Genomic DNA, 23,232 nt, shown 5'->3' on the forward strand with positions numbered 1-23,232 from the left:
TTGCAGCCCTTTTATGCTTGTAGATTCCCATTGCCACCTTGATCGCCTCGATCTCACCGCCCACAACGGCTCTCTGGATGCCGCGCTCGACGCGGCTCGTCAGAGGGGAGTAGGGCACTTTCTGTGCATTGGCGTCAGCGCCGATAACGCCGCCGACGTCAAGGCGTTGGCCGAACGTTACGACGACGTCGATTGTTCGGTCGGCGTGCATCCGCTGGACGTGCAGCCGGGTGCCGCTCCGGCGCTGGATTGGCTGTTGCGCGAACTCAATCATCCGCGGGTGGTGGCGATCGGGGAAACCGGCCTGGATTACCACTACGAACCGGAAGCGGCAGAGTTGCAGCAGGAGTCGTTCCGCCTGCACCTGCAAGCGGCGCAACAGACCGGCAAGCCGGTAATCATCCATACCCGGGGCGCCCGGGCCGACACCCTCGAACTGTTGCGTGAGGCGGCGCTGCCTCAAGCAGGCGTTCTGCATTGCTTCACCGAAGACTGGGAGATGGCCAAGGCCGCGCTGGATATGGGTTATTACATTTCCCTGTCCGGTATTGTCACTTTTCGCAATGCCGATGCCTTGCGCGATGTGGCTAGCAAAGTGCCAGCAGACCGCTTGCTGGTGGAAACCGATTCGCCGTACCTGGCGCCGATCCCGTATCGCGGCAAACCGAACCTGCCGCAGTACGTGCGTGAGGTAGCGGAATTTCTGGCAATGTTGCGAGGCGAGCCCTACGGGCGATTTGCCGAGCAGACTACCGAGAATTTCAAGCGGTTATTTCCGTTGGCGCACGTCAGGGCATCGGCGTAACGTTGGAAAAAGTCGCAACCTGTGGCGGGCCTTGCTCTCAAATTGCAGGCAAAAAAAACCCGGGTTCTGGGGGGTGAATCCGGGTTAAGACCATTAGGAGTAAAACAAAGGCACGCAATCCTTTGGTACCTTCATCGGCGCGACACTTGGGGGAGATGCCTCGCCGACAGTTGAAGTATTGATCAGTATCGCGCCGAGTCCAGTTTGGTTGGTCGGGTTTTTAAACAAATTTGGAATACGTGCGCTTCGGTTGAGTTCTCATCAACCGGCGAGGTCGCGTGAATTCATCAAGAAACACATATATGGTCGGATGATCCGTGCATTTTGGCGTAAGTTAGGCATAATACGCGGCTTCGAATTTTGACCCCTACAGACCTTTTCTTATGCATAAAGAACCTCGTAAGGTCCGTGAGTTTCGTCGCCGCGAGCAAGAAATTCTCGATACCGCGCTCAAGCTGTTCCTCGAACAAGGTGAAGACAGTGTCACCGTCGAGATGATTGCTGATGCCGTAGGTATCGGCAAAGGCACGATCTACAAGCACTTCAAATCCAAGGCGGAGATCTACCTGCGCCTGATGCTCGACTACGAGCGTGATTTGAACGAGCTGTTGCATTCCGCCGATGTCGATAAGGACAAGGAAGCCCTGTCTCGGGCCTACTTCGAATTCCGCATGCGCGATCCGCAACGCTATCGGTTGTTCGATCGCCTGGAAGAAAAGGTGGTCAAGGGCAACCAGGTACCGGAGATGGTCGAGGAACTGCACAAGATCCGCGCCTCGAACTTCGAACGCCTGACCCTACTGATCAAGGGCCGGATCAGCGAAGGCAAGCTCGAAGACGTGCCGCCTTACTTCCATTACTGCGCAGCCTGGGCGCTGGTGCATGGCGCCGTGGCGCTGTATCACTCGCCGTTCTGGAGCAATGTGCTGGAAGATCAGGAAGGTTTCTTCCAGTTCCTGATGGACATCGGCGTGCGCATGGGCAACAAGCGCAAGCGCGATACCGACACTCCGAGCAGCTGAGCCATCCAGTTGTCTAATTGCGCCATGAGCCATGATTTAGCTACGTGGCGCAGTACCGCAGGAATATACTCAGGCATAGGGCTTGCTAAAACTTGATTTGTGAGTCAAGTTTTGCGCGTTCGAATCTTCTTTCGCCGGAGTGATCCATGATCGTTGACCGTCAAGGCAGGCGTTTTCGCAATTTGCGGATCAGTCTGACCTCCGCCTGCAACTACGCCTGTACCTACTGCGTGCCCAACGGCAAACGGCTGGTGGCTGCGCAGGATGAGTTGTCGGCCGAGGCGATGGCACGCGGCGTGGCTTATCTGATCGAAGCAGCCGGCATCGAGCGCCTGCGCATTACCGGTGGCGAGCCACTGGTCAGCCCCAAGCTCGAAGCCTTCATGACCGCCGTCGGGCAGATGGGGCTGGCGGACATCAGCCTGACCACCAATGGCCAGCTGTTGGCGAAGAAGCTGCCGCTGCTGGTGGATGCCGGCATTCGGCGCATCAACGTTTCCCTCGATACCCTGGACGCCGGGGCTTTCCGCAGCATTGCCCGCGGCGGCGATCTGGCGACCGTCCTCGACGGCATGGCCCAGGCCGCGGCAGCCGGCATGAAGATCAAGGTCAATATGGTGCCGCTGCGTGGGCAAAACCTCGATCAGGTGATGCCATTGCTCGATTACTGCCTGGAACGCGGCTACGAGCTGCGCTTCATCGAGTTGATGCGCATGGGGCACTTGGCCAGTGATTCCAACGCCTTCCTGCAACAGTTCGTCAGCCTTCAGCAATTGCTGAGCCTGATCGGCGAACACTACGAATACCTGCAGGCCGACGCGCCGGTCGATGCCACGGCGGTGCGCTACGAGATTCCGGGACAGGGCCACTTCGGCGTGATCGCCAACGAAAGCGTGCCGTTCTGCCGCACCTGCTCGCGTCTACGCTTGTCGTCCACTGGCTGGCTGCATGGCTGCCTGTCGTCGAGCAATCGCCACTATGTCGGCGATCTGCTGGACAAACCCCGTCATCAGGCATTGCCGGCCTTGCAGCGACTGCTGGTGAAGGCTCTGGGGGACAAGCAGGAAGTGGCGTTCTCCGGTGGCGCGACCATCATGAAAATCATCGGCGGCTGACCGGGTCTTGCGGTGAAGGGCGCTTGCTGTGGCGAGGGAGCTTGCTCCCGCTGGGGCGCGAAGCGGCCCTAAAATTACCAAACGCTCCGCATTCCCTGGAACTTACGACTGCTGCGCAGCCGAACGGGAGCAAGCTCCCTCGCCACAGGTCTGTTCAGACTGAAAATGCACATGACCTGAGCTGGCGCGGAAGCTGCATCCCTCGGCCATTCGCCGGTTTTCCGTCACCGGCTTCTGGAGGGAAGGATGCGTAGCCTGGTTTTGCTGCTGGCCGTTTTGGCACTTGGCGGCTGCATGAATGTCAGCGATATGGCCGAAGGAACTCGCTACCACATGAGCGACGTGGGGCTGCTGGACCATAGCGACAGCCGTCGCGTGAATAACATCCGCATTCAGCCGGACTCCTTCATCTACATCGCCCAGGGCGCCTTCGCGCCACCGGGCATTGCTTCTCCGCGACCTAACGTGGTGGCCGAAGAAGCCTTCAACGGCTTTATCGAATATTTCCCGATGGTCCGCCGCGCCCGCGCGCCGGAAGGCCTCGACGCCGCCATGGGAGAAGCCCGTGCCGCCGGTGCTCACTACCTGCTCTATACACGTTTTGCCAAGGCCGACGACCGTATCGGCAACGCGGACGATTTGATCGACCAGGAGCGCTCGGATCGCCTCGGGATCGACAGTGGCGTCATTCAGATCATGTTGATCGAGACCAGCACCCAGTATTTGATCGATACTGCACGTATCAAGAGTCGTGGCGGTTTACTGACGTTCTACGATAACAGGCCAGAAGATCTTCTGGGCCCGCCGCTGGAGCAATACGCTCGTAGCCTGTTGGGGCTCAGCGATCAGTAATTAAAAGGAGAACGCCATGAGTGGCCCGCAAAAAGCCAATGACCTGTTGGGACAAATCCCCAAAACCAAAGGTTTGCCACCGGTCCACTTGTGGAACCCCGACTTCTGCGGCGACATCGACATGCGCATCTCCCGCGACGGCACCTGGTATTACCTGGGCACGCCGATCGGGCGCAAGCCGATGGTCAAGCTGTTCTCCACTATCATTCGCCGCGACGGCGATGATTACTTTCTGATTACTCCAGTCGAAAAGGTCGGCATCAAGGTCGACGATGCACCGTTCGTGGCGATAGCCCTGGAAGTCGAAGGCGAGGGTGAGGCTCAGGTCTTGCGCTTTACCACCAACGTCGATGAAACCACCGACGCCGGTGTCGAGCACCCCATGCGCGTGGTGTTCGACCCGGTGACTCAGGAACCCGCGCCGTACGTGCATGTGCGCAGCAACCTTGAAGCGCTGATTCACCGCAATGTGTTCTACCAATTGGTAGAGCTGGCGGTGAGTCGTGAGATTGACGGGCAGAGCTGGCTCGGTGTCTGGAGCGGTGGCGAGTTTTTCCCGATCGGACTTGAGCCGTAAGCGCTGAACCCGAGAAATGAAACGGCCCGTTATTGCAACGGGCCTTTTTTTATGGGCTTACAAACCCTTGCTCTTCAGCCGGGCGGCGTGTTCAAGGTAGAGCATCACCGGGCTCACGTTCCAACTGTTGATCCCGGCCATCTGGTTGACTGCATCAAAGTGGTCCATGGGGTAATCCGAGCGGATCACTTTGCCCAAATGAGAGCTGTAGCGGCCGACCAGCCCATCATTGGCGTGCTTCTCTTTATAAAATAGCTGCGACAGCACTTTACAGTTCAAATGGGTCGGGTCGAGGAGTTGCAGGCTTTGAAAGTTCTGCACGATCCCGCTCCAGGAGTAGTAATACACGCCGTTCTCAACTTCGTTGCCTTCCCCGCCCCAAACCTTTGGCAGCCCTTGCGGGTACTTGCGATTGAAGGCGGCCAGGCCTGCGCTGGTCAGCGATTCGAACGCCGCTTGAGGGTCGATGGGGTTTTCCGGATGGCCACTGATCAACGAAATGAAGGTGCCGACTGCGCCTAACAGGGCTAATACCAAGGCTTCGGGTAATTCTCCGGGTGTCAGTGCCTTGTGCAGTTGGTCGGCAATCTCGGAGCCGTGGTTAGGGCAACTGACCGAGGTGACCGACGCAACCTTTTCCGGGTACAGGGCTGCGACGTAGCGTGCGGCCAGCGGACCTTGGCTGTGGCCGATCAGATTGACCTTGGCGGCGCCCGTTTCCCGCAAAATACGGTCGACGTGTTCGAGCAGTTTTTCACCGCGTTCCTCATTGCCGTTGACGGTTGGAATATTCACGGCAAACACCTGGGCACCAGCACGTTCCAGGGCTTCCTCGATTTCGAAGAAGTACGGATAACCGGCGATTCTGTCGAAGCCGAAAAGACCGTGAACCAACACAATGGGGTATTTCGTAGACGCATCCATGTCCATGTTCATACCTGACGATAGCGGATTTTAGTGAAACAGCCTGATCTGTTGCGGGCTAACCGTAGTTTACAAAGTGGGTGGGTTCAAAGCGCCGGGGGAGTAATCGGACGAACAGTCATGCCTGTGTTGGCAAGAACTCCAGAAAAATCCAATTGACACCCAATCATATGATGATTAGCGTGGGCATCCATTGCGAACGGCTTTCGTGTCGTTTCATTTTTATTTTCACCGGGCGGTGAGGTACCCATGTCCAGCAGTTTTCACGCGTCGACGGTTGATTGGCTGGGGTGCTGGATTGCCGCTGGCCAGGTGAAGCCCGGTCAGACCATCAAGGTTGAAGCCGACTTGGGCGAGCAGCTTGGGGTCAGCCGTACGGTCATCCGCGAAGCGATCAAAACCCTGGTCGCCAAAGGCATGCTCGAAGTCGGGCCGAAGGTCGGCACGCGGGTGTTGCCGGTACGGCGCTGGAACCTCTTCGATCCACAAGTCGTCGGCTGGCTGTCGCGCAGCGGTTTGCCGGAAAACTTCGTCGACGACTTGCTTGACCTGCGTCGTACCATCGAACCGATGGCGGTGCGTTGGGCCTGCGAGCGCGCGACGGTGGAACAAGTGCAAGCCGTGCTTCAGGCCTACAACGCGCTGGAACGAGCCGTAGACAGCGGCATCGATTACAACCGCGCCGACCAGTTCTTCCACGAGTGCATCCTCGCCGCCAGCCACAATCAATTCATCGAACAAATGGTCCCGGCTCTCGGCGCGCTGCTGGCGGTGTCGTTCGAAGTGTCTGCCGCCGACCCGGACGAACTGCGCCGAACCTTGCCGATTCACAAAGACATGGCCGACGCCATCGCTGCTCGGGATGCCGCGCGGGGTGTGTGGGCCTGCATGACCCTGATCGATAACGCCGACCTGGCGATCAAACGGTTTTACCCCCAAGTCATGGCCGACAAGAAGGCAAGCTGACCAGGTTCGCTCCCACATAAAAGCAATAAAAAGGAGGTTTCATGACGTGGACTGCGGTTACCGAACACCGTGCGCGACTCGGTGAAGGTCCGTTCTGGGATGCACCGGCCCAGGCGCTGTACTGGGTCGATATCGCCGGCCAACAGGCGCTGCGATTGATCGGCGCCAATGTGGAAATCTGGCAGATGCCGGAACACGTGTCCGCATTCATCCCCTGCGAAAGTGGCGATGCCCTGGTGACATTGAGCAGTGGGGTTTATCGGCTGGACCTGAACTCTCCCGGCCTGGAGCCTCGGCTGACCTTGCTCTGTGTGGCCGATCCGCAACCCGGCAATCGCGCCAACGAAGCCCGCTGCGATGCCTTGGGCCGGCTCTGGCTGGGCACCATGCAAAACAACATCGGCGAGCAGGGCGAAGATTTGCCGATCGTGCGCCGCTCCGGTGGCCTGTTTCGCATCGACCGCGATGCTCGGGTCACGCCGCTGCTTCGAGGGCTCGGCATCCCCAACACATTGCTATGGAGCGACGACGGCACAACCCTGTATTTCGCCGACAGCCTCGACGGTACGTTGTACCAACATTTCATCCATACCGACGGCAACCTCGACACCGCCTGCGTCTGGTTTGGCCCCCACGAACGGGGTGGCCCCGACGGCTCGGCGATGGATGCCGAGGGCTATATCTGGAACGCCCGCTGGGACGGCAGTTGCTTGCTCAGGCTGAGCCCGGACGGTCATGTCGATCGGGTGATCGAACTGCCTGTCAGTCGCCCCACCAGTTGCGTGTTTGGTGGCGAAGACTTCAAAACCTTGTACATCACCAGTGCGGCGAGCCCGCTCAACCATCCATTGGATGGGGCGGTGTTGTCGGTTCGAGTCGATGTGCCCGGAAAGCCCTGTCAGAGATTTGCAGGCTAAATCCCAAAATATGGGATGCAAAATTATATATTGAGATTTGTTGGTGGCCGGGTTTATAGTCGGCCCCATCAGTTACACGCACTCACACTTAAAAAAACAAAACAGGTGAAGTGATGCAGCGATATTCCACCGTCCTCCCTTGGGTCGACAGTGCTTCAGGCCGCCCCGGCGCCCGGGCGTTTGCACGCCTGCCTGCCTATTCCCAAAAGCCTTTTGACCGGACATCGACAGATGTCCGGTTTTCGTCGTGCCCTCGAACAGGAGTGTTGATCCATGGCTGAACCCCTTTCCTTGCCACCGGTGCCCGAACCGCCGAAGGGTGAGCGCCTGAAAAACAAGGTCGTGCTGTTGACCGGCGCCGCTCAGGGGATCGGCGAAGCGATTGTCGCGACCTTTGCGTCCCAGCAAGCCAAGCTGGTCATCAGCGATATCCAGGCCGAGAAAGTCGAAAAAGTCGCGGCGCATTGGCGTGAACAAGGCGCGGATGTCGTGGCGATCAAGGCCGACGTATCGCGCCAGCAAGACCTGCACGCCATGGCCAAGTTGGCCATTGAGCTTCACGGTCGCATCGACGTGCTGGTCAACTGCGCCGGGGTCAACGTGTTCCGTGATCCGCTGCAAATGACCGAGGACGACTGGCATCGTTGCTTCGCCATCGACCTGGACGGCGCCTGGTATGGCTGCAAAGCCGTGCTGCCGCAGATGATCGAGCAGGGCATCGGCAGCATCATCAACATCGCCTCGACCCATTCCACTCACATCATTCCCGGCTGCTTCCCGTACCCGGTGGCCAAGCATGGCTTACTCGGGCTGACCCGCGCCTTGGGCATCGAATACGCACCCAAGGGCATTCGCGTCAACGCCATCGCACCGGGCTATATCGAAACCCAACTGAACGTCGACTACTGGAACGGCTTTGCCGACCCTCATGCCGAACGTCAACGGGCCTTCGACTTGCATCCACCGCGCCGCATCGGTCAGCCAATCGAAGTGGCGATGACTGCCGTGTTCCTGGCCAGCGATGAGGCGCCATTCATCAACGCTTCGTGCATCACCATCGATGGTGGTCGTTCGGTCATGTACCACGACTGAATAACTTGGGTTTCAGGCGCAAAACTACGCCTGAAATACAATCATCATACGATATGACTATTGGCTACATGCTTCGACCGCTGTATTGGCTTTCAACTAACGCTCAAAAAAAATAACAAGGAGTCAGCTTATGAAACGTCGTCGTGGGATCCGTTCCCTGTGCTGTGCCGCTTTGGCGGTCACCGCGGTCAGCCTGAGCAGTACGTTGCTGGCGGCCGAGGAAGTGAAGATCGGTTTTCTGGTCAAGCAGGCCGAAGAGCCCTGGTTCCAGACCGAGTGGGCCTTCGCTGAAAAGGCCGCCAAGGACAAGGGCTTCACCGTCATCAAGATCGCTGTGCCTGATGGCGAGAAAACCCTTTCGGCCATCGACAGCCTGGCGGCGAACGGCGCCAAGGGCTTCGTGATCTGCCCGCCGGACGTCTCCCTCGGCCCGGCGATCATGGCCAAGGCCAAGCTCAACGGTTTGAAAGTGATCGCTGTCGATGACCGTTTCGTCGATGCCGGCGGCAAGTTCATGGAGGACGTGCCATACCTCGGCATGGCAGCTTTCGAAGTTGGCCAGAAGCAGGGCGCCGCCATGGCCGCCGAAGCGAAAAAACGCGGCTGGGACTGGAAACAAACCTATGCGGTGATCAACACCTTCAACGAACTCGATACCGGCAAGAAACGCACCGACGGTTCGGTTAAAGCCCTGGAAGACGCCGGGATGCCGAAAGACCACATTCTGTTCTCGGCCCTGAAAACCCTCGACGTACCTGGCAGCATGGACGCCACCAACTCGGCGCTGGTGAAGCTCCCGAGCGGGGCGAAAAACCTGATCATCGGCGGGATGAACGACAACACCGTGCTGGGCGGCGTGCGCGCCACCGAAAGCGCCGGTTTTGCCGCGGCTAACGTAATCGGCATCGGCATCAACGGCACCGATGCCATCGGCGAATTGAAGAAAGCCAACAGCGGCTTCTTCGGCTCGATGCTGCCGAGCCCGCACATCGAGGGCTACAACACCGCCAGCATGATGCACGAGTGGGTCACCACCGGCAAAGAACCGCCGAAATACACCGCCATGGACGACGTGACGCTGATCACGCGCGACAACTTCAAGCAGGAACTGGAAAAGATCGGCCTGTGGAATTGAGGGTCGGTTGATTTCATTGGCGGCCCCGGCGACGGGGCCGCCTGATCGGTGTGATGAGGTGGGTTATGCACGCACACGTACAAACAGATGAACAGCGCATTGGCGGCAGCCTGCGCTTCAACGGGATCGGCAAAACCTTTCCCGGGGTGAAGGCGCTGGACGGCATCAGCTTCGTCGCGCATCCGGGGCAGGTTCACGCCTTGATGGGCGAGAACGGCGCCGGTAAATCCACGCTGCTGAAGATCCTCGGCGGTGCTTACACGCCGAGCAGCGGCGACCTGCGGATCGGCGAGCAGACGAGGGTCTTCAAATCCACTGCCGACAGCATTGGCAGCGGGGTCGCGGTGATCCATCAGGAGCTGCACCTGGTGCCGGAAATGACCGTGGCCGAGAACCTGTTTCTTGGGCATCTGCCGGCAAGTTTCGGCCTGATCAATCGCAGCGTTTTGCGGCAACAGGCACTGGCCTGCCTCAAAGGCCTGGCCGATGAAATCGATCCACAAGAGAAAGTCGGGCGCTTGTCCCTCGGTCAGCGGCAACTGGTGGAAATCGCCAAGGCGCTGTCCCGTGGCGCGCATGTGATTGCGTTCGACGAACCCACCAGCAGCCTGTCGGCGCGGGAAATCGATCGCTTGATGGCAATCATCGGGCGCCTGCGCGACGAAGGCAAAGTGGTGCTCTACGTCTCCCATCGCATGGAGGAAGTGTTCCGTATCTGCAACGCGGTAACGGTGTTCAAGGACGGTCGCTTCGTGCGCACCTTCGAGGACATGAGCGCGCTGACCCATGACCAGTTGGTGACGTGCATGGTCGGTCGCGATATTCAGGATATCTACGATTACCGCAGCCGCCCGCGTGGCGCGGTGGCGCTCAAGGTTGACGGTTTGCTGGGGCCGGGTTTGCGTGAACCGGTGAGTTTCGAGGTGCACAAGGGCGAGATTCTGGGTCTGTTCGGCTTGGTTGGCGCGGGCCGCACCGAGCTGTTTCGCATGCTCAGCGGACTTACCCGCAACACGGCCGGACGCCTGGAGTTGCGTGGACATGAACTGAAACTGCGTTCACCGCGCGATGCCATTGCGGCGGGGATTCTGCTGTGCCCCGAGGACCGCAAGAAGGAGGGCATCCTGCCGCTCGCCAGTGTCGCCGAGAACATCAACATCAGTGCTCGTGGTGCTCATTCCACCTTCGGTTGCCTGTTGCGCGGGCTGTGGGAAAAGGGCAACGCCGACAAGCAGATCAAGGCGCTGAAGGTGAAGACGCCCAACGCGGCGCAGAAAATCATGTACCTGTCCGGCGGCAATCAGCAGAAGGCGATTCTCGGTCGCTGGCTGTCGATGCCGATGAAAGTCCTGCTGCTCGATGAGCCTACACGCGGCATCGACATCGGCGCCAAAGCCGAGATCTACCAGATCATCCACAACCTGGCCGCCAGCGGTATTGCCGTGATTGTGGTGTCCAGCGACCTGATGGAAGTCATGGGCATTTCCGACCGCATCCTGGTGCTCTGCGAAGGCACGATGCGCGGCGAACTGACCCGCGAACACGCCAATGAATCCAACCTGCTGCAACTGGCTTTGCCACGCCAACGCGCTGCCGACGTGGCGAACTGAGAGGTGACTATGACCATCCAAAACAACGCTCTGCCAACCCCGCGCAAACCGCTGGACCTGCGACGCTTTCTCGATGACTGGGTAATGCTGCTGGCGGCCGTCGGGATCTTCGTGCTCTGCACCTTGCTGATCGACAACTTCCTGTCGCCGCTGAACATGCGCGGTCTGGGCCTGGCGATTTCCACCACCGGGATTGCCGCCTGCACCATGTTGTATTGCCTGGCGTCGGGGCACTTCGACTTGTCCGTGGGCTCGGTGATTGCCTGCGCCGGCGTGGTCGCGGCGGTGGTGATGCGCGACACCAACAGCGTGTTCCTCGGCGTCAGTGCGGCGCTGGTGATGGGGCTGATTGTCGGGCTGATCAACGGGATCGTGATCGCCAAGCTGCGGGTCAATGCGTTGATCACCACGCTGGCGACCATGCAGATTGTTCGTGGCCTGGCTTACATCTTTGCCAACGGCAAAGCGGTCGGCGTGTCCCAGGAGTCGTTTTTCGTCTTCGGTAATGGCCAGTTGTTCGGTGTGCCGGTGCCGATTCTGATCACCATCGTTTGCTTCCTGTTTTTCGGCTGGCTGCTGAATTACACCACCTACGGGCGCAACACCATGGCCATCGGCGGCAACCAGGAAGCGGCGTTGCTGGCTGGGGTCAACGTTGACCGAACCAAAATCATCATCTTCGCCGTGCACGGGGTGATTGGTGCATTGGCCGGGGTGATTCTAGCGTCGCGCATGACCTCGGGTCAGCCGATGATTGGCCAGGGTTTCGAGCTGACAGTGATCTCGGCCTGCGTGTTGGGCGGGGTGTCGCTGAGTGGCGGGATCGGGATGATTCGGCATGTGATCGCCGGGGTGCTGATTCTGGCGATCATCGAGAATGCGATGAACCTGAAGAACATCGATACCTTCTATCAGTACGTGATTCGTGGTTCGATCCTGTTGCTGGCGGTTGTGATCGACCGACTGAAACAACGCTGATTTTCCCCGGGGGAGCGGGATGTCCGGCACATGGATACTGGATGTGCCGACGCCTTCGCGGGCAAGCCTCGCTCCTACAGTACCGTGCAGACCCCCCTGTAGGGGCGAGGCTTACCCGCGAAAGCGGTCTGTCTGTCACACAATCCAGCCACAAAATATCCCTTGCTCGCCCTAATCCCTTTCGGTTATCACTTTGTACATGGTTAGACAGGTACGATTTGACAAGAAACAACGGATTATCGATGAGCTTGTCCGGCGCATCGAAAGCGGCCTCATGGAGGACGGCTTGCTATTGCCGGGTGAACATCAGTTGGCTCAAGAATTCAAGGTCAGCCGCGGCACGCTGCGTGAAGCCCTGGCCGAACTGAAACGGCGTCACTACATCGCCACGCAAAGCGGAGTCGGTTCCATCGTTACTTACGACGGCGTAGTGCTCGATCAGAGCAGCGGCTGGGCCCAGGCACTGGCGGACAGCGGGGCGTTGATCAATACCGAAGTGCTGCGACTGGAGGCGGTGACCCGTCCTGACCTGCTGTCGCGGTTCGGCACCGATCAATTCATCACCCTCGACCGTCGCCGGCGCGCCACCGACGGCACGCTGGTGTCTCTGGAACGCGCGTTAATGCCCGCGACCGGAGGCCTAGAAGGCCTGCCGCGAGTGGGACTGATTGATAACTCCCTGACCATCACGTTGGCTGCCTACGGCTATGTCGGCGAGCACGGCGATCAGTGGATCGGTGCCGAACCCTTGAACGCCGAAGACGCCGAACTGCTCGGGCGCCCGGTCGGCACGGTGTTCCTCAAGGCCCTGCGCACCACCTACGACCGTCAGAACCGTTTTATGGAGCAGGTCGAAAGCCTGCTCGATCCGGTGCACTTTCGTCTGCATTTGCAGTTTGGAGCTCCAAAATGACCGCGCTCAACCGTGCCCTCGGCGCGTTCTATGGACTGGCCCTGGGCGATGCGCTGGGCATGCCGACCCAATCCCTGAGCCGCGCCGACATCAAGGCGCGCTTCGTTGAAATCACCGATCTGCAAGACGCCGGCCCCGATCAACCGATTGCCGCGAACCTGCCCAAAGGTTCTATCACCGACGATACCGAGCAGGCGATTCTGGTCGCTCGGTTGTTGATCGAGGGCGAGGGCCGGATCGAACCGGCGGTACTGGCCCAACGATTGATCGAATGGGAAGCCGGGATGCAGGCCAAGGGCTCGCAAGACTTGCTCGGCCCTTCGACCAAACGCGCGATCGAAATGATCCTCGCCGGCCACTCGCTGGAAGAGGCCGGGCGCCACGGCACCACCAATGGCGCGGCGATGCGCATCACCCCGGTGGGGATTGCGGCCGATGTCGCCGATCCTGAGCGTTTCATCCGCTCCGTGGTGCAAGCCTGTCAGGTGACCCACAACACCACGCTGGGGATTGCCAGTGCGGCGGCGGTGGCGGCTGTGGTTTCCGCCGGGATCAACGGCATGGACCTGGGCGAGGCGTTGAACCTTGGCCAGCAATTCGCGCAGCAGGCAGAAAGTCACGGCCACTGGGTCGCCGGCGGGCGGATTGCCTCGCGCATCAGTTGGGCGCGGAGTATCGGCATCGACAGCGACAAGGCGTTGCTGGCGGATTTGCTGTACGACGTGATCGGCACTTCGGTGGCCGCACAGGAATCGGTGGTGGTGTCGTTTGCGCTGGCCCAGCAAGTGGCCATCGGCGAGATGACGGCCTTTGAAGCGCTGTGCATGGCCGCGAGCCTGGGCGGTGACACCGACACTATCGCGGCCATGCTCGGCGCGATGCTCGGGGCCTGTCTGGGGCTTGAGAGTTGGCCGGTGGCGATGATCGAGCAGGTTAAAGCGGTTAACTCGTTGGAGTTGGAACCGTTGGTAAAAGGACTGTTGGCTTTACGTTGACTGGACTGGCCCCATCGCGGGCTTGCCCGCGATGAACACGCCGCATACTTGAATTTTTCACCCGCAATGGAACGCACAAACACGGGCAGGACGGCCGGCTGTTGTTTTGTCCTCCGAGATTGCCCACACCATAACAATTGCAAGGAGCATTTTCATGAGTTCATCGAACGCCGGGCAAAGCGCCGGACAACTGGAAACCCGTGGCATCGAACCGGTGCCGGAGGGGGAGTGCAACGGTCATCCGCTGCAACTGTTCTGGGTCTGGTTCGCGGCCAACATTTCCATTCTCGGCTTGCCGTTGGGTGCCACGCTGGTGGCCTTTCGCGGCCTGGCGATCTGGCAAGCGATCATCGTCGCGATCCTTGGTGCCGCCGGTTCTTTTGCGGTGGTGGGGATCATCTCCATTGCCGGTCGTCGTGGCCGCGCACCGAGCCTGACATTGTCGCGGGCGATCTTCGGCGTACGCGGCAATATCGGCCCGACGCTGGTCTCGCTGATGTCGCGCCTGGGTTGGGAAACGGTCAATACCACCACCGCCGCGTTCGTCCTGCTGTCGTTGTGCTCGATAGTGTTCGGCTCGCCGGTGGAAGCCAAAAGCGCGCCGCTGCTGACCCTGGTGTTCATCGCGATTTTCGTGCTGCTGACGTTGTCGGTGTCCGGCCTCGGCCACGCCACATTGCTGGTGATCCAGAAATGGGCAACCTACGTGTTCGGTGCGCTGAACATCCTGGTCGGCGGTTTCCTCTGTGCGACCATCGACTGGAGCGCCGTGTTCAACGCCACGCCAGCACCGTTGAGCGCGATGATCATCGGCATCGGCACCATGGCCGCCGGCACCGGGATCGGCTGGGCCAACGCCGGCGCGGACATGTCGCGCTACCAGCACCGCAGCGTCAAAGCGGTGCGCCTGGTGGCGTCGGCGGCGTTCGGTGCGGGGATTCCGCTGGTGCTGCTGATCACCCTTGGCGGTCTGCTGTCGGTGGGTAACAACGATCTGGCCTCGGCCACTGACCCGATTGTCGCGATCCGCGACATGCTGCCGACCTGGATGGCGGTGCCGTACCTGATCACCGCGTTCGGCGGGCTACTGCTGTCGAACAACCTGTCGGTGTACTCCGCCGGGCTGACCACCTTGACCCTCGGCCTGAAGGTCAAACGCGTGTACGCGGTGGTGGTCGATATCGTGGCGATCTTCGCCGGCTCGATCTATTTCATGCTGATCGCCGAGAGCTTCTACGGTCCGTTCATTACCTTCATTTCCTTGCTGGCGGTGCCCATCACGGCGTGGGTCGGGATCTTCGTGGTCGACCTGATCCATCGTCATTACTACAGCCCCAAGGACCTGCTGGACGTCAGCCCGAGCAGCGCCTACTGGTATCGCGGCGGCGTCGAGTGGCGTGCATTCGGTGCGTGGGCGGTGGCGATTGTGTTGGGTTTCAGCTTCACCACCATTGGCACCACTGAACAAGATGTCTGGTTCCGGGGCTTCCTGTCCGACTCATGGCTGGGCCACAACGGCTTGGGCTGGATCGTGACGTTCGTGGTGGCTGGCGGGATTTACTGGGTGCTCGGCGGCGCCAAGGACCGCCGCGCCGCGTTGCTCGAGCCTGTTCATGTCTAGGCTGCTGCATACCGGCCAAGTCATCATCGACCTGGTCATGGCCGTGGATAGATTGCCTCATTCGGGTGGTGACGCGCTGGCGCAATCCGCCCGTTTCGAGGCTGGCGGCGGTTTCAATGTGATGGCCGCGGCCCGACGGAACGGCTTGCCGGTGGTTTACCTCGGGCGCCATGGCAACGGCCGTTTTGGTGATCTGGCCCGGGAGGCGATGGCGGCAGAAGGCATTCGGATCGGCATCGCTCACAGTGCTGAGCGCGACACCGGGTTGTGTGTCGCACTGACTGAAGCCTCGGCCGAACGTACGTTCATTTCCAACATCGGTGCCGAAGGCGAATTGACCGCCGAAGACCTGGCGAGTGTGCCGGCCGAGGCGGGCGACTTTGTCTATGTCAGCGGCTACAGCCTGCTGCATGCCGGCAAGGCTCAGGTGCTGGTGGATTGGGTGTTGGAGTTGCCGGACGGGATCAAAGTGGTATTCGATCCGGGACCGTTGGTGGATTCGCCGGACGCACCGCTGATGAAGGCCTTGCTGCCGCGCATCGATCTGTGGACCAGCAACCGTGTCGAGGCGCTGCGGTTTACCGGGGCGTCGGACATTGCCGAGGCGTTGAATATTTTGGCGGATCAGTTGCCGACGGACGCCCTGATGGTGGTTCGCGATGGGCCGCAGGGTTGCTGGATCAGCCAGCATGGCGACCGTCAGCAGGTGCCGGGATTCAAGGTCTCGGCCGTCGACAGCAACGGTGCGGGGGATGCCCATGCCGGGGTGTTTGTGGCCGGGTTGGCGCAGGGTTTGTCGGCGGCTGAAGCGGCACGGCGGGCGAATGCGGCAGCGGCGTTGGCGGTCACTCGTTGGGGGCCGGCGACTTCGCCGGGGGCGGCGGAAGTGGATGCGTTGATCCGCGAGACTTTTAGCGCCTGATCAGCCGCCATCGGCCTTCAAATTCACCCTCAATCCTGACTTTCAACCCGCCTTGCGCAACGCCTCGATCAACTCTTGCTTGCGCATGCTCGAACGCCCCGGAATCTTCTTCGCCCGGGCTTCCTTCATCAGGCTGTCCACCGTCTGGGTATCGCGTGACGCCTTGCTGTTGCGCGGTTTGCCCTCACGGGTGGCGACGGCACGGCGGGCTGATTCCTTGCGATCGGCAGACTTGGCAGCGGCCGGTTTCTTGCGTCCCGAGCCGCCGGCGCGCTCACCGCCACCCGACTGCTTGTTTACCGTCGCCCAGGCGCGGGCCTCGGCTTCATCTTTCGACACGCCTTTGCGTTCGTAGCTTTCTTCGATGTGTTCGGCCTTGCGTTTCTGCTCGGCGGTGTATTTGTCTTTGCTTCCACGAGGCATGGGATTTCTCCTGGCTATAGGAGCTGGCGCAGGCTTCGCCAGCTCCTGCTCGTTTAGTTATCCAGTTTGCGCGCCGCCTCAACCCCAGCGGCGCTGAGTTTGATCGGCAGGTTCAGCGAGTGCTCGCCGGCTTCGTTGCAGATCACATGACCGTGCTGGATCAGCCCACGCTCTTGCAGCGTCGCAAGGGTGCTGGCCACGACTTTCTCCCCCCGGTAATTGTCCAGAACCTCCTTGCCCAAGCCACTTGGATGGGCATGCAGCAGGCGGGTCAGGACTTCTTTTTCCAGGTTTTTATCGACGTTCATGGTGACCTCTTGGTTGGGATGGACGAGTGTTGCTCCTCGCTCGCATTGGCGAGCCCTTACTCGATATTGGTCCGTCCCCGACCGGGATTGGTGCCTGATGAACGACGAGCGGTGTGGCTCTGGCTCCTCAGCCGACGCCGATTTCTTCCTTGAACAGCTCCATGAATCCCTTCAAGCGTTGATGGCGAACCTGTGCCAGACGCTGGCCGGTGGTCGTTTGGAAGCCGTCCGCCAGGTGCAGCAATTTGGTCTGGAAATGATCGAGGCAAAAGCGTTTGTCGTCGTAGTCCCGCTCGTCTGCCTCCGGGTCCACAGGGTCGTACAGCGCGCTGCCCATGCGCCCGGCAATGTAGAAGGTACGCGCCACGCCGAGCATGCCAAGCGAGTCGAGGCGGTCGGCGTCCTGGATGATTCGGGCTTCGAGGGTCGTGGGTGTGATGTTGGCGCTGAAGCTATGGGCCTCAATGGCATGGACGACCGCGGTGATTTTTGCGTCAGGCCAATCCATGGCTGTCAGCACTGTCGACGCTTTCTGCGCCGCCAGCCGTGACGCCTGGGAACGCAGCGGCGAGTTCTTCTCCACTGCCACGCAATCGTGCAACAGCACGGCGGCCAGCAGCACCTCAAGATCACCGCTTTCTTCAGCATGAAGCGTGCGCACGTTGTGCCATACCCGTTGCAAGTGCGACAGATCGTGGGCGCCATCCTCGCCAGGTTCCAGCGCATGGGGCAGCAGTTCAGAAGCCAGATTCTGCAGAGGTGCGAAAGCAGCGGTGCTCATAAATGTCCTAAGTATGAAAACGCTTTTGTGGCGAGGGAGCTTGCTCCAATGCCAGTAAGTTAAACCGTAAATGCAATCCGTAGCAGCTGCCGAGCCTGCGAGGCAGCTGCTACGGAGAGTGTGTTACGGCTGAGATCACTTAGCGAATCGACATTAGCCACAAAGGCCCCCTCCATCATTTCAAATGTGACGAGCGCCGCGCGCGGACTTAGTATGGCGTTTTCAACTTTTGACAAGGCACGTCCATGACGATCGAAATCCGCCCGGCAACCCCCAGCGATGCTCCGCAAATCCTCGCGTTCATCACTGAACTGGCCGACTTCGAACGTGCCCGCCACGAAGTCATCGCCAGCGTCGCCGACATCGAGCGCAGCCTGTTCAGCGAAGGCGCCACCGCCCATGGCCTGATCTGCCTGCGCGATGGCCTGCCGATCGGCTTCGCGGTGTTCTTCTTCAGCTATTCCACCTGGCTGGGCAGCAATTGCCTGTACCTAGAAGACCTCTACATCACCCCTGAACAACGGGGCGGCGGCGCCGGTAAAACCTTGCTGCGCCACCTGGCAAAAATCGCCTGTGCCAATGACTGCGGCCGTTTCGAATGGAGCGTGCTGGACTGGAACAAACCGGCGATTGAATTCTACAAATCCCTCGGCGCACAACCGCAGGAAGAGTGGGTGCGGTATCGGATGGATGGGGCGGTGTTAAGGGATTTTGCCGCCGGTAATTGATCCTCTAAAAGATCGCAGCCTTCGGCAGCTCCTGCACGGGATTGTGTTTCGACCGCGATATTGCGGGCGTACATCGAATCTGTAGGAACTGCCGAAGGCTGCGATCTTTTTTTGTTGCGTCTCAATATATGGGATTGATATTTATATATTGAGATTATCCCTCGTCCAGGTTTATAGTCCAGCTCACTCACTGCCAAAAAACAAAACAGGTGAAGCGATGCTGGCGCAATTGATCGCGCTCGATTGGGGGACAACCTCATTACGTGCTTACAAACTCGGCTTCGGTGGCCAGGTGCTGGAACAGCGTGCGCTGTCGTCCGGGATCATGCAGTTGCCCAAGACGCCGCGAACCATTGCCGGTCAGGCATGCGCCGACGGTTTTGAACTGGCCTTCGACGAGGCTTGCGGTGACTGGCTCGACGCGCAGCCCGACGTTCCGGTGATTGCCTGTGGCATGGTCGGCAGTGCTCAGGGCTGGCGCGAAGCGGCCTACTGCGACACGCCGGCGAACGTCGCCAATCTCGGAACTTCCCTACAAACCGTTCGCAGTCTTCGCGGTGTCGATGTGCACATCGTGCCGGGTGTGATTCAGCGTTCGCACTTGCCCAACGTTATGCGTGGCGAGGAAACCCAGGTCCTCGGCGTATTGCAGAATCTGCCGGGCGAGGCGGGTAGGGATCTGCTGATAGGCCTGCCGGGCAGTCATTCGAAATGGGTGCAAGTGGCCGACGGCTGCATCGTGCATTTCGAGACCTTCATGACCGGCGAAGTCTTCGCCGTACTCAGCGAACACAGCATTCTGGGGCGCACTCAGCAGCGCGGTGGGGCTTTTGATGGCGATGCTTTTGACCGTGGCGTGCAAGTGGCGCTGTCGGCGGATGGCGAGATCGGGCCGCTGTCGACGTTGTTCAGTGCCCGCAGCCTGGGGCTGACCGGCGAGCTGAGCGCTACCGCTCAGCCGGACTATCTGTCCGGCCTGTTGATCGGCCATGAACTGTCGGCCCTGGCCAATGTTCAGCGGCGTCGACGCAATAGCGTGCACCTGCCCTCGATCATCCTCATTGGCAATGCCCAACTCTGCACTCGCTACAGCCGGGCGCTCGACGCCTGCGGTTTTACCCGAGTGACCCTGGCCGAGCAGGCCACCGAACGCGGCTTGTGGCAGTTGGCGGTCGCCGCCGGACTTATCACTGCAAACCCATCCCGTTAAACCTGACTGGAGGTCTGACATGCTCAAGCAAGCATTGGCACAAAACGGTCTGATCGCGATCTTGCGTGGCCTGCGTCCGCAAGAGGCGGCAGCCGTCGGCGAAGTCCTGTATTCGGCCGGATTTCGCGTCATCGAAGTGCCGCTTAATTCCCCTGAACCGTACGAAAGTATCCGCATCCTGCGCAGCACATTACCCGCCGATTGCCTGATCGGCGCGGGCACGGTGTTGACGCCGGAACAGGTCGAGCAGGTGAAAGCGGCGGGCGGCCAGGTGATCGTCATGCCCCACAGCGATGCCAAGGTGTTGCGCGCGGCGAAGGCAGCGGGGCTGTTCCTGTCGCCGGGCGTGGCGACGCCGACCGAAGCCTTTGCCGCGCTGGCCGAAGGGGCGGATGTGCTGAAGATGTTCCCGGCCGAGCAGATGGGCCCAGCCGTAGTGAAAGCCTGGCTGGCGGTGTTGCCTGCGGGGACGGTGCTGGTGCCGGTGGGCGGGATTACGCCAGACAACATGCAGGTGTTTGTCGAGGCCGGCGTCAAAGGTTTCGGTCTCGGCTCCGGGTTGTTCAAACCGGGCCTGACGGCTGACGAAGTAGCGGTGCGCGCCAAGGCATATGTCGCTGCATGGAACGCTCTGCGTTAAGACTTTCTGGCGCTGTGAGCGCTACATCTACAAGAGAGACAATAGAGATGAAAATCACCAAACTCACCACCTTCATCGTTCCGCCACGCTGGTGCTTCCTCAAGGTCGAGACCGACGAGGGCGTGACCGGTTGGGGCGAGCCCGTGGTTGAAGGCCGCGCGCACACCGTCGCTGCTGCGGTCGAGGAATTGTCCGACTACCTGATCGGTAAAGATCCACGCAACATCGAAGACATCTGGACTGTGCTCTACCGTGGCGGCTTCTACCGGGGCGGGGCGATCCACATGAGCGCGCTGGCCGGTATCGACCAGGCATTGTGGGACATCAAGGGCAAGGCGCTGGGTGTGTCGGTCAGCGATTTGCTGGGTGGCCAGGTGCGGGACAAGATCCGGGTTTATTCCTGGATCGGTGGTGATCGCCCGGCGGACACTGCTCGCGCCGCGAAGGAAGCGGTCAGCCGTGGTTTCACCGCAGTGAAAATGAACGGCACCGAAGAGCTGCAATTCCTCGATTCCTTCGAGAAAGTCGACCTGGCGCTGGCCAACGTTGCCGCCGTGCGCGATGCGGTCGGCCCGAATGTCGGCATCGGCGTGGACTTCCATGGTCGGGTACACAAGCCGATGGCCAAGGTGCTGATGAAGGAGCTCGACCCGTACAAACTGATGTTCATTGAAGAACCAGTGCTCAGTGAAAACTACGAAGCGCTGAAGGAGCTGGCGCCGCTGACCAGCACGCCGATTGCCCTTGGCGAGCGGTTGTTCTCGCGCTGGGATTTCAAGCGTGTGCTTAGCGAAGGCTACGTCGACATCATCCAGCCTGATGCGTCCCACGCGGGCGGCATCACCGAAACCCGCAAGATCGCCAACATGGCCGAAGCCTACGACGTGGCGCTGGCGCTGCATTGCCCATTGGGGCCGATTGCCCTGGCGGCGTGCCTGCAACTGGACGCGGTTTGCTACAACGCGTTCATTCAGGAACAGAGCCTGGGCATCCATTACAACGAGAGCAATGACCTGCTCGATTACGTGAAGGATCCACGGGTGTTCGACTACGACAAAGGCTTCGTGAAGATCCCCAATGGGCCGGGCCTGGGCATCGAGATCAACGAGGAATACGTGATCGAACGCGCCGCCGTCGGCCACCGCTGGCGCAATCCGATCTGGCGCCATGCCGATGGCAGTTTTGCCGAGTGGTGATACTCACGCGGTGATCGTTCCCACGTTCTGCGTGGGAATGCCTCACCGGACGCTCTTGGGTCGCATGGCTGCGTTCCCACGCAGAGCGTAGGAACGATCAACCACCATGACCTCAATAAACATAAGAAGAGGCACCCCCATGCAACCGCAAACCCTCACCGGGCAGGCGTCGTTGGTGACGCCCAGTCGCAAGCGTTTTTTCATCATGGTCCTGTTGTTCATCACGGTGGTGATCAACTACCTGGACCGCAGCAACCTGTCCATTGCCGCCCCGGCGCTGACCAGCGACCTGGGCATCGATCCGATTCATGTCGGGCTGATTTTTTCCGCATTCGGCTGGACCTACGCCGCCATGCAGATCCCCGGCGGCTGGCTGGTGGACCGGGTGCCGCCGCGCATTCTCTATAGCGTTGCATTGCTGCTGTGGTCGCTGGCCACGGTGATGCTCGGTTTCGCCGCCAGTTTTATTGCATTGTTCGTGCTGCGCATGGCGGTCGGTGCACTGGAAGCGCCGGCGTACCCGATCAACAGCCGCGTAGTGACAACCTGGTTCCCCGAGCGCGAACGCGCAACAGCCATCGGTTTCTACACCTCCGGGCAGTTCGTCGGCCTGGCGTTCCTGACGCCGGTGCTTGCCTGGCTGCAACACCAATATGGCTGGCACATGGTGTTTGTCAGCACCGGTGTGGTGGGCATCCTTTGGGCAGTGATCTGGTACGCGGTGTATCGCGAACCACGGGATTTCAAGGGCGCCAATGACGCGGAAATCGAGCTGATCCGTGAGGGTGGCGGGTTGGTGGATATTCAGGCCGAAGCCGCCAGGGCCAAGGCGAAATTCAGCTGGATCGACCTCGGGATTGTCCTGAGCAAGCGCAAGTTGTGGGGCATTTACCTCGGCCAGTTCTGCCTCAATTCGACTTTATGGTTCTTCCTGACGTGGTTCCCGACTTACCTGGTGAAATATCGCGGCATGGACTTCATCAAGTCTGGCTTGCTGGCGTCACTGCCGTTTCTCGCAGCGTTTGTCGGCGTGCTGTGCTCGGGGTTTTTCTCGGACTTTTTGATCCGTCGCGGCTACACCGTAGGCTTCGCCCGCAAGCTACCGATCATTGGCGGACTGCTGATTTCCACCTCGATCATCGGCGCCAACTTCGTCGAATCGACGCCTCTGGTGATTGCCTTCCTCGCGCTGGCTTTCTTCGGCAACGGTCTGGCCTCGATCACCTGGTCGCTGGTGTCGACCCTGGCCCCGGCACGCTTGCTCGGACTGACCGGTGGGGTGTTCAATTTCATCGGCAACCTGGCGGCGATTACCACGCCAATCGTCATCGGTTTCCTTGCCTCCGGTGATTCGTTTGCCCCGGCGATCACCTATATCTCTGTTCTGGCGTTGCTGGGTGCGCTGTCCTACGTGTTGCTGGTGGGCAAGGTCGAGCGTATCAAGTTGTAGTCGCAGCCGTCCGGCGACCATAATGCCGCCCGTTCCCTCGCTCAACGGTAAA

Annotated in this window: 24 protein-coding genes; 20 read left to right on the forward strand and 4 right to left on the reverse strand. The window is 60.1% G+C overall.

What is annotated here, in order from left to right:
• Positions 1-13: 13 nt before the first annotated feature.
• The 5 genes from F475_RS29035 to F475_RS29060 all read left to right on the forward strand — a co-directional run bounded on the left by F475_RS29035 (position 14) and on the right by F475_RS29060 (position 4,371).
• Positions 14-805 (forward strand): TatD family hydrolase, encoded by a 792-nt coding sequence (locus tag F475_RS29035; protein ID WP_111455354.1) that lies wholly within the window; start codon positions 14-16, stop codon positions 803-805.
• A 383-nt stretch (positions 806-1,188) separates the two neighbouring features.
• Positions 1,189-1,827: a TetR/AcrR family transcriptional regulator gene (locus tag F475_RS29040; protein WP_007942012.1), complete on the forward strand. Its 639-nt coding sequence runs from the start codon at positions 1,189-1,191 to the stop codon at positions 1,825-1,827.
• Between the two features lie 146 nt (positions 1,828-1,973).
• On the forward strand, positions 1,974-2,942 hold the full coding sequence (locus tag F475_RS29045; RefSeq protein ID WP_018926212.1) for a GTP 3',8-cyclase MoaA: 969 nt from the start codon (positions 1,974-1,976) through the stop codon (positions 2,940-2,942).
• Between the two features lie 246 nt (positions 2,943-3,188).
• A complete protein-coding gene (locus F475_RS29055; RefSeq protein WP_064616596.1) occupies positions 3,189-3,794 on the forward strand; it encodes a DUF4823 domain-containing protein in 606 nt (201 codons plus the stop codon).
• Between the two features lie 16 nt (positions 3,795-3,810).
• Positions 3,811-4,371 (forward strand): DUF1285 domain-containing protein, encoded by a 561-nt coding sequence (locus tag F475_RS29060; RefSeq protein WP_111455355.1) that lies wholly within the window; start codon positions 3,811-3,813, stop codon positions 4,369-4,371.
• A gap of 57 nt (positions 4,372-4,428) precedes the next feature.
• Here F475_RS29060 and F475_RS29065 read toward each other — a convergent pair whose 3' ends face one another.
• A complete protein-coding gene (locus F475_RS29065) occupies positions 4,429-5,301 on the reverse strand; it encodes a triacylglycerol lipase (RefSeq protein WP_019582740.1) in 873 nt (290 codons plus the stop codon).
• Positions 5,302-5,544: 243 nt separating this feature from the next.
• Between F475_RS29065 and F475_RS29070 the strand changes: the two genes are divergently transcribed.
• The 10 genes from F475_RS29070 to F475_RS29115 all read left to right on the forward strand — a co-directional run bounded on the left by F475_RS29070 (position 5,545) and on the right by F475_RS29115 (position 16,444).
• Positions 5,545-6,261, forward strand: coding sequence for a FadR/GntR family transcriptional regulator (locus tag F475_RS29070; RefSeq protein ID WP_018926208.1), 717 nt, complete (start codon positions 5,545-5,547; stop codon positions 6,259-6,261).
• A gap of 41 nt (positions 6,262-6,302) precedes the next feature.
• Positions 6,303-7,178 (forward strand): SMP-30/gluconolactonase/LRE family protein, encoded by an 876-nt coding sequence (locus tag F475_RS29075; protein ID WP_111455356.1) that lies wholly within the window; start codon positions 6,303-6,305, stop codon positions 7,176-7,178.
• 273 nt (positions 7,179-7,451) lie between these two features.
• Positions 7,452-8,270 carry an SDR family oxidoreductase gene (locus tag F475_RS29080; RefSeq protein ID WP_018926206.1) on the forward strand — a complete coding sequence of 273 codons (819 nt, stop codon included), beginning with the start codon at positions 7,452-7,454 and terminating at the stop codon, positions 8,268-8,270.
• A gap of 130 nt (positions 8,271-8,400) precedes the next feature.
• Positions 8,401-9,405, forward strand: coding sequence for a substrate-binding domain-containing protein (locus tag F475_RS29085; RefSeq protein ID WP_018926205.1), 1,005 nt, complete (start codon positions 8,401-8,403; stop codon positions 9,403-9,405).
• Positions 9,406-9,470: 65 nt separating this feature from the next.
• A complete protein-coding gene (gene araG, locus F475_RS29090) occupies positions 9,471-11,015 on the forward strand; it encodes an L-arabinose ABC transporter ATP-binding protein AraG (protein WP_019650447.1) in 1,545 nt (514 codons plus the stop codon).
• Positions 11,016-11,024: 9 nt separating this feature from the next.
• The gene (gene araH / locus F475_RS29095; RefSeq protein ID WP_018926203.1) at positions 11,025-11,993 is read left to right on the forward strand and encodes an L-arabinose ABC transporter permease AraH; all 969 of its coding nucleotides are present in this window, start codon (positions 11,025-11,027) and stop codon (positions 11,991-11,993) included.
• Positions 11,994-12,192: 199 nt separating this feature from the next.
• Positions 12,193-12,906, forward strand: a complete 714-nt coding sequence (locus tag F475_RS29100) for a GntR family transcriptional regulator (protein WP_026286427.1) — start codon at positions 12,193-12,195, stop codon at positions 12,904-12,906.
• On the forward strand, positions 12,903-13,901 hold the full coding sequence (locus F475_RS29105; RefSeq protein ID WP_111455357.1) for an ADP-ribosylglycohydrolase family protein: 999 nt from the start codon (positions 12,903-12,905) through the stop codon (positions 13,899-13,901). The genes F475_RS29100 and F475_RS29105 overlap by 4 nt, the downstream gene beginning before the upstream one ends.
• Positions 13,902-14,055: 154 nt before the next feature.
• A complete protein-coding gene (locus F475_RS29110; protein ID WP_064616603.1) occupies positions 14,056-15,522 on the forward strand; it encodes a cytosine permease in 1,467 nt (488 codons plus the stop codon).
• Positions 15,515-16,444, forward strand: coding sequence for a PfkB family carbohydrate kinase (locus F475_RS29115; RefSeq protein WP_111455358.1), 930 nt, complete (start codon positions 15,515-15,517; stop codon positions 16,442-16,444). The genes F475_RS29110 and F475_RS29115 overlap by 8 nt, the downstream gene beginning before the upstream one ends.
• Before the next feature lie 42 nt (positions 16,445-16,486).
• Here the strand turns inward: F475_RS29115 and F475_RS29120 are convergent, their stop codons facing one another.
• From F475_RS29120 to F475_RS29130, 3 genes are all read right to left on the reverse strand, one after another.
• On the reverse strand, positions 16,487-16,867 hold the full coding sequence (locus tag F475_RS29120) for a Rho termination factor N-terminal domain-containing protein (RefSeq protein ID WP_086944608.1): 381 nt from the start codon (positions 16,865-16,867) through the stop codon (positions 16,487-16,489).
• Positions 16,868-16,920: 53 nt separating this feature from the next.
• Positions 16,921-17,175, reverse strand: a complete 255-nt coding sequence (locus F475_RS29125) for a hypothetical protein (protein WP_018926197.1) — start codon at positions 17,173-17,175, stop codon at positions 16,921-16,923.
• Positions 17,176-17,302: 127 nt separating this feature from the next.
• Positions 17,303-17,956 carry an HD domain-containing protein gene (locus tag F475_RS29130; protein WP_111455359.1) on the reverse strand — a complete coding sequence of 218 codons (654 nt, stop codon included), beginning with the start codon at positions 17,954-17,956 and terminating at the stop codon, positions 17,303-17,305.
• A gap of 245 nt (positions 17,957-18,201) precedes the next feature.
• Here F475_RS29130 and F475_RS29135 point away from each other — a divergent pair, with 245 nt between their 5' ends.
• The 5 genes from F475_RS29135 to F475_RS29155 all read left to right on the forward strand — a co-directional run bounded on the left by F475_RS29135 (position 18,202) and on the right by F475_RS29155 (position 23,180).
• Positions 18,202-18,684 (forward strand): GNAT family N-acetyltransferase, encoded by a 483-nt coding sequence (locus tag F475_RS29135; RefSeq protein ID WP_111455360.1) that lies wholly within the window; start codon positions 18,202-18,204, stop codon positions 18,682-18,684.
• Between the two features lie 217 nt (positions 18,685-18,901).
• A complete protein-coding gene (locus F475_RS29140) occupies positions 18,902-19,894 on the forward strand; it encodes a 2-dehydro-3-deoxygalactonokinase (RefSeq protein ID WP_111455361.1) in 993 nt (330 codons plus the stop codon).
• A gap of 19 nt (positions 19,895-19,913) precedes the next feature.
• Entirely contained in the window at positions 19,914-20,534 is a 621-nt protein-coding gene (locus F475_RS29145) for a 2-dehydro-3-deoxy-6-phosphogalactonate aldolase (protein ID WP_111455362.1), read from the forward strand.
• A gap of 47 nt (positions 20,535-20,581) precedes the next feature.
• The gene (dgoD, locus tag F475_RS29150; RefSeq protein WP_007903915.1) at positions 20,582-21,730 is read left to right on the forward strand and encodes a galactonate dehydratase; all 1,149 of its coding nucleotides are present in this window, start codon (positions 20,582-20,584) and stop codon (positions 21,728-21,730) included.
• Positions 21,731-21,869: 139 nt separating this feature from the next.
• Positions 21,870-23,180, forward strand: coding sequence for an MFS transporter (locus F475_RS29155; protein WP_019582752.1), 1,311 nt, complete (start codon positions 21,870-21,872; stop codon positions 23,178-23,180).
• Positions 23,181-23,232 lie beyond the last annotated feature (52 nt).

Origin of the sequence: Pseudomonas sp. URMO17WK12:I6 (genome assembly GCF_003253625.1) — a bacterium.
In the GTDB taxonomy this organism is placed as follows: Bacteria; Pseudomonadota; Gammaproteobacteria; order Pseudomonadales; family Pseudomonadaceae; genus Aquipseudomonas.

Bases quoted from the DNA above. Each gene is read 5' to 3' on its own strand.
- F475_RS29035 (WP_111455354.1), top strand. From the start codon at position 14: ATGCTTGTAGATTCCCATTGCCACCTTGATCGCCTCGATCTCACCGCC.
- F475_RS29040 (WP_007942012.1), top strand. From the start codon at position 1,189: ATGCATAAAGAACCTCGTAAGGTCCGTGAGTTTCGTCGCCGCGAGCAA.
- F475_RS29045 (WP_018926212.1), top strand. From the start codon at position 1,974: ATGATCGTTGACCGTCAAGGCAGGCGTTTTCGCAATTTGCGGATCAGT.
- F475_RS29055 (WP_064616596.1), top strand. From the start codon at position 3,189: ATGCGTAGCCTGGTTTTGCTGCTGGCCGTTTTGGCACTTGGCGGCTGC.
- F475_RS29060 (WP_111455355.1), top strand. From the start codon at position 3,811: ATGAGTGGCCCGCAAAAAGCCAATGACCTGTTGGGACAAATCCCCAAA.
- F475_RS29065 (WP_019582740.1), bottom strand. From the start codon at position 5,301: ATGGACATGGATGCGTCTACGAAATACCCCATTGTGTTGGTTCACGGT.
- F475_RS29070 (WP_018926208.1), top strand. From the start codon at position 5,545: ATGTCCAGCAGTTTTCACGCGTCGACGGTTGATTGGCTGGGGTGCTGG.
- F475_RS29075 (WP_111455356.1), top strand. From the start codon at position 6,303: ATGACGTGGACTGCGGTTACCGAACACCGTGCGCGACTCGGTGAAGGT.
- F475_RS29080 (WP_018926206.1), top strand. From the start codon at position 7,452: ATGGCTGAACCCCTTTCCTTGCCACCGGTGCCCGAACCGCCGAAGGGT.
- F475_RS29085 (WP_018926205.1), top strand. From the start codon at position 8,401: ATGAAACGTCGTCGTGGGATCCGTTCCCTGTGCTGTGCCGCTTTGGCG.
- araG (WP_019650447.1), top strand. From the start codon at position 9,471: ATGCACGCACACGTACAAACAGATGAACAGCGCATTGGCGGCAGCCTG.
- araH (WP_018926203.1), top strand. From the start codon at position 11,025: ATGACCATCCAAAACAACGCTCTGCCAACCCCGCGCAAACCGCTGGAC.
- F475_RS29100 (WP_026286427.1), top strand. From the start codon at position 12,193: ATGGTTAGACAGGTACGATTTGACAAGAAACAACGGATTATCGATGAG.
- F475_RS29105 (WP_111455357.1), top strand. From the start codon at position 12,903: ATGACCGCGCTCAACCGTGCCCTCGGCGCGTTCTATGGACTGGCCCTG.
- F475_RS29110 (WP_064616603.1), top strand. From the start codon at position 14,056: ATGAGTTCATCGAACGCCGGGCAAAGCGCCGGACAACTGGAAACCCGT.
- F475_RS29115 (WP_111455358.1), top strand. From the start codon at position 15,515: ATGTCTAGGCTGCTGCATACCGGCCAAGTCATCATCGACCTGGTCATG.
- F475_RS29120 (WP_086944608.1), bottom strand. From the start codon at position 16,867: ATGCCTCGTGGAAGCAAAGACAAATACACCGCCGAGCAGAAACGCAAG.
- F475_RS29125 (WP_018926197.1), bottom strand. From the start codon at position 17,175: ATGAACGTCGATAAAAACCTGGAAAAAGAAGTCCTGACCCGCCTGCTG.
- F475_RS29130 (WP_111455359.1), bottom strand. From the start codon at position 17,956: ATGAGCACCGCTGCTTTCGCACCTCTGCAGAATCTGGCTTCTGAACTG.
- F475_RS29135 (WP_111455360.1), top strand. From the start codon at position 18,202: ATGACGATCGAAATCCGCCCGGCAACCCCCAGCGATGCTCCGCAAATC.
- F475_RS29140 (WP_111455361.1), top strand. From the start codon at position 18,902: ATGCTGGCGCAATTGATCGCGCTCGATTGGGGGACAACCTCATTACGT.
- F475_RS29145 (WP_111455362.1), top strand. From the start codon at position 19,914: ATGCTCAAGCAAGCATTGGCACAAAACGGTCTGATCGCGATCTTGCGT.
- dgoD (WP_007903915.1), top strand. From the start codon at position 20,582: ATGAAAATCACCAAACTCACCACCTTCATCGTTCCGCCACGCTGGTGC.
- F475_RS29155 (WP_019582752.1), top strand. From the start codon at position 21,870: ATGCAACCGCAAACCCTCACCGGGCAGGCGTCGTTGGTGACGCCCAGT.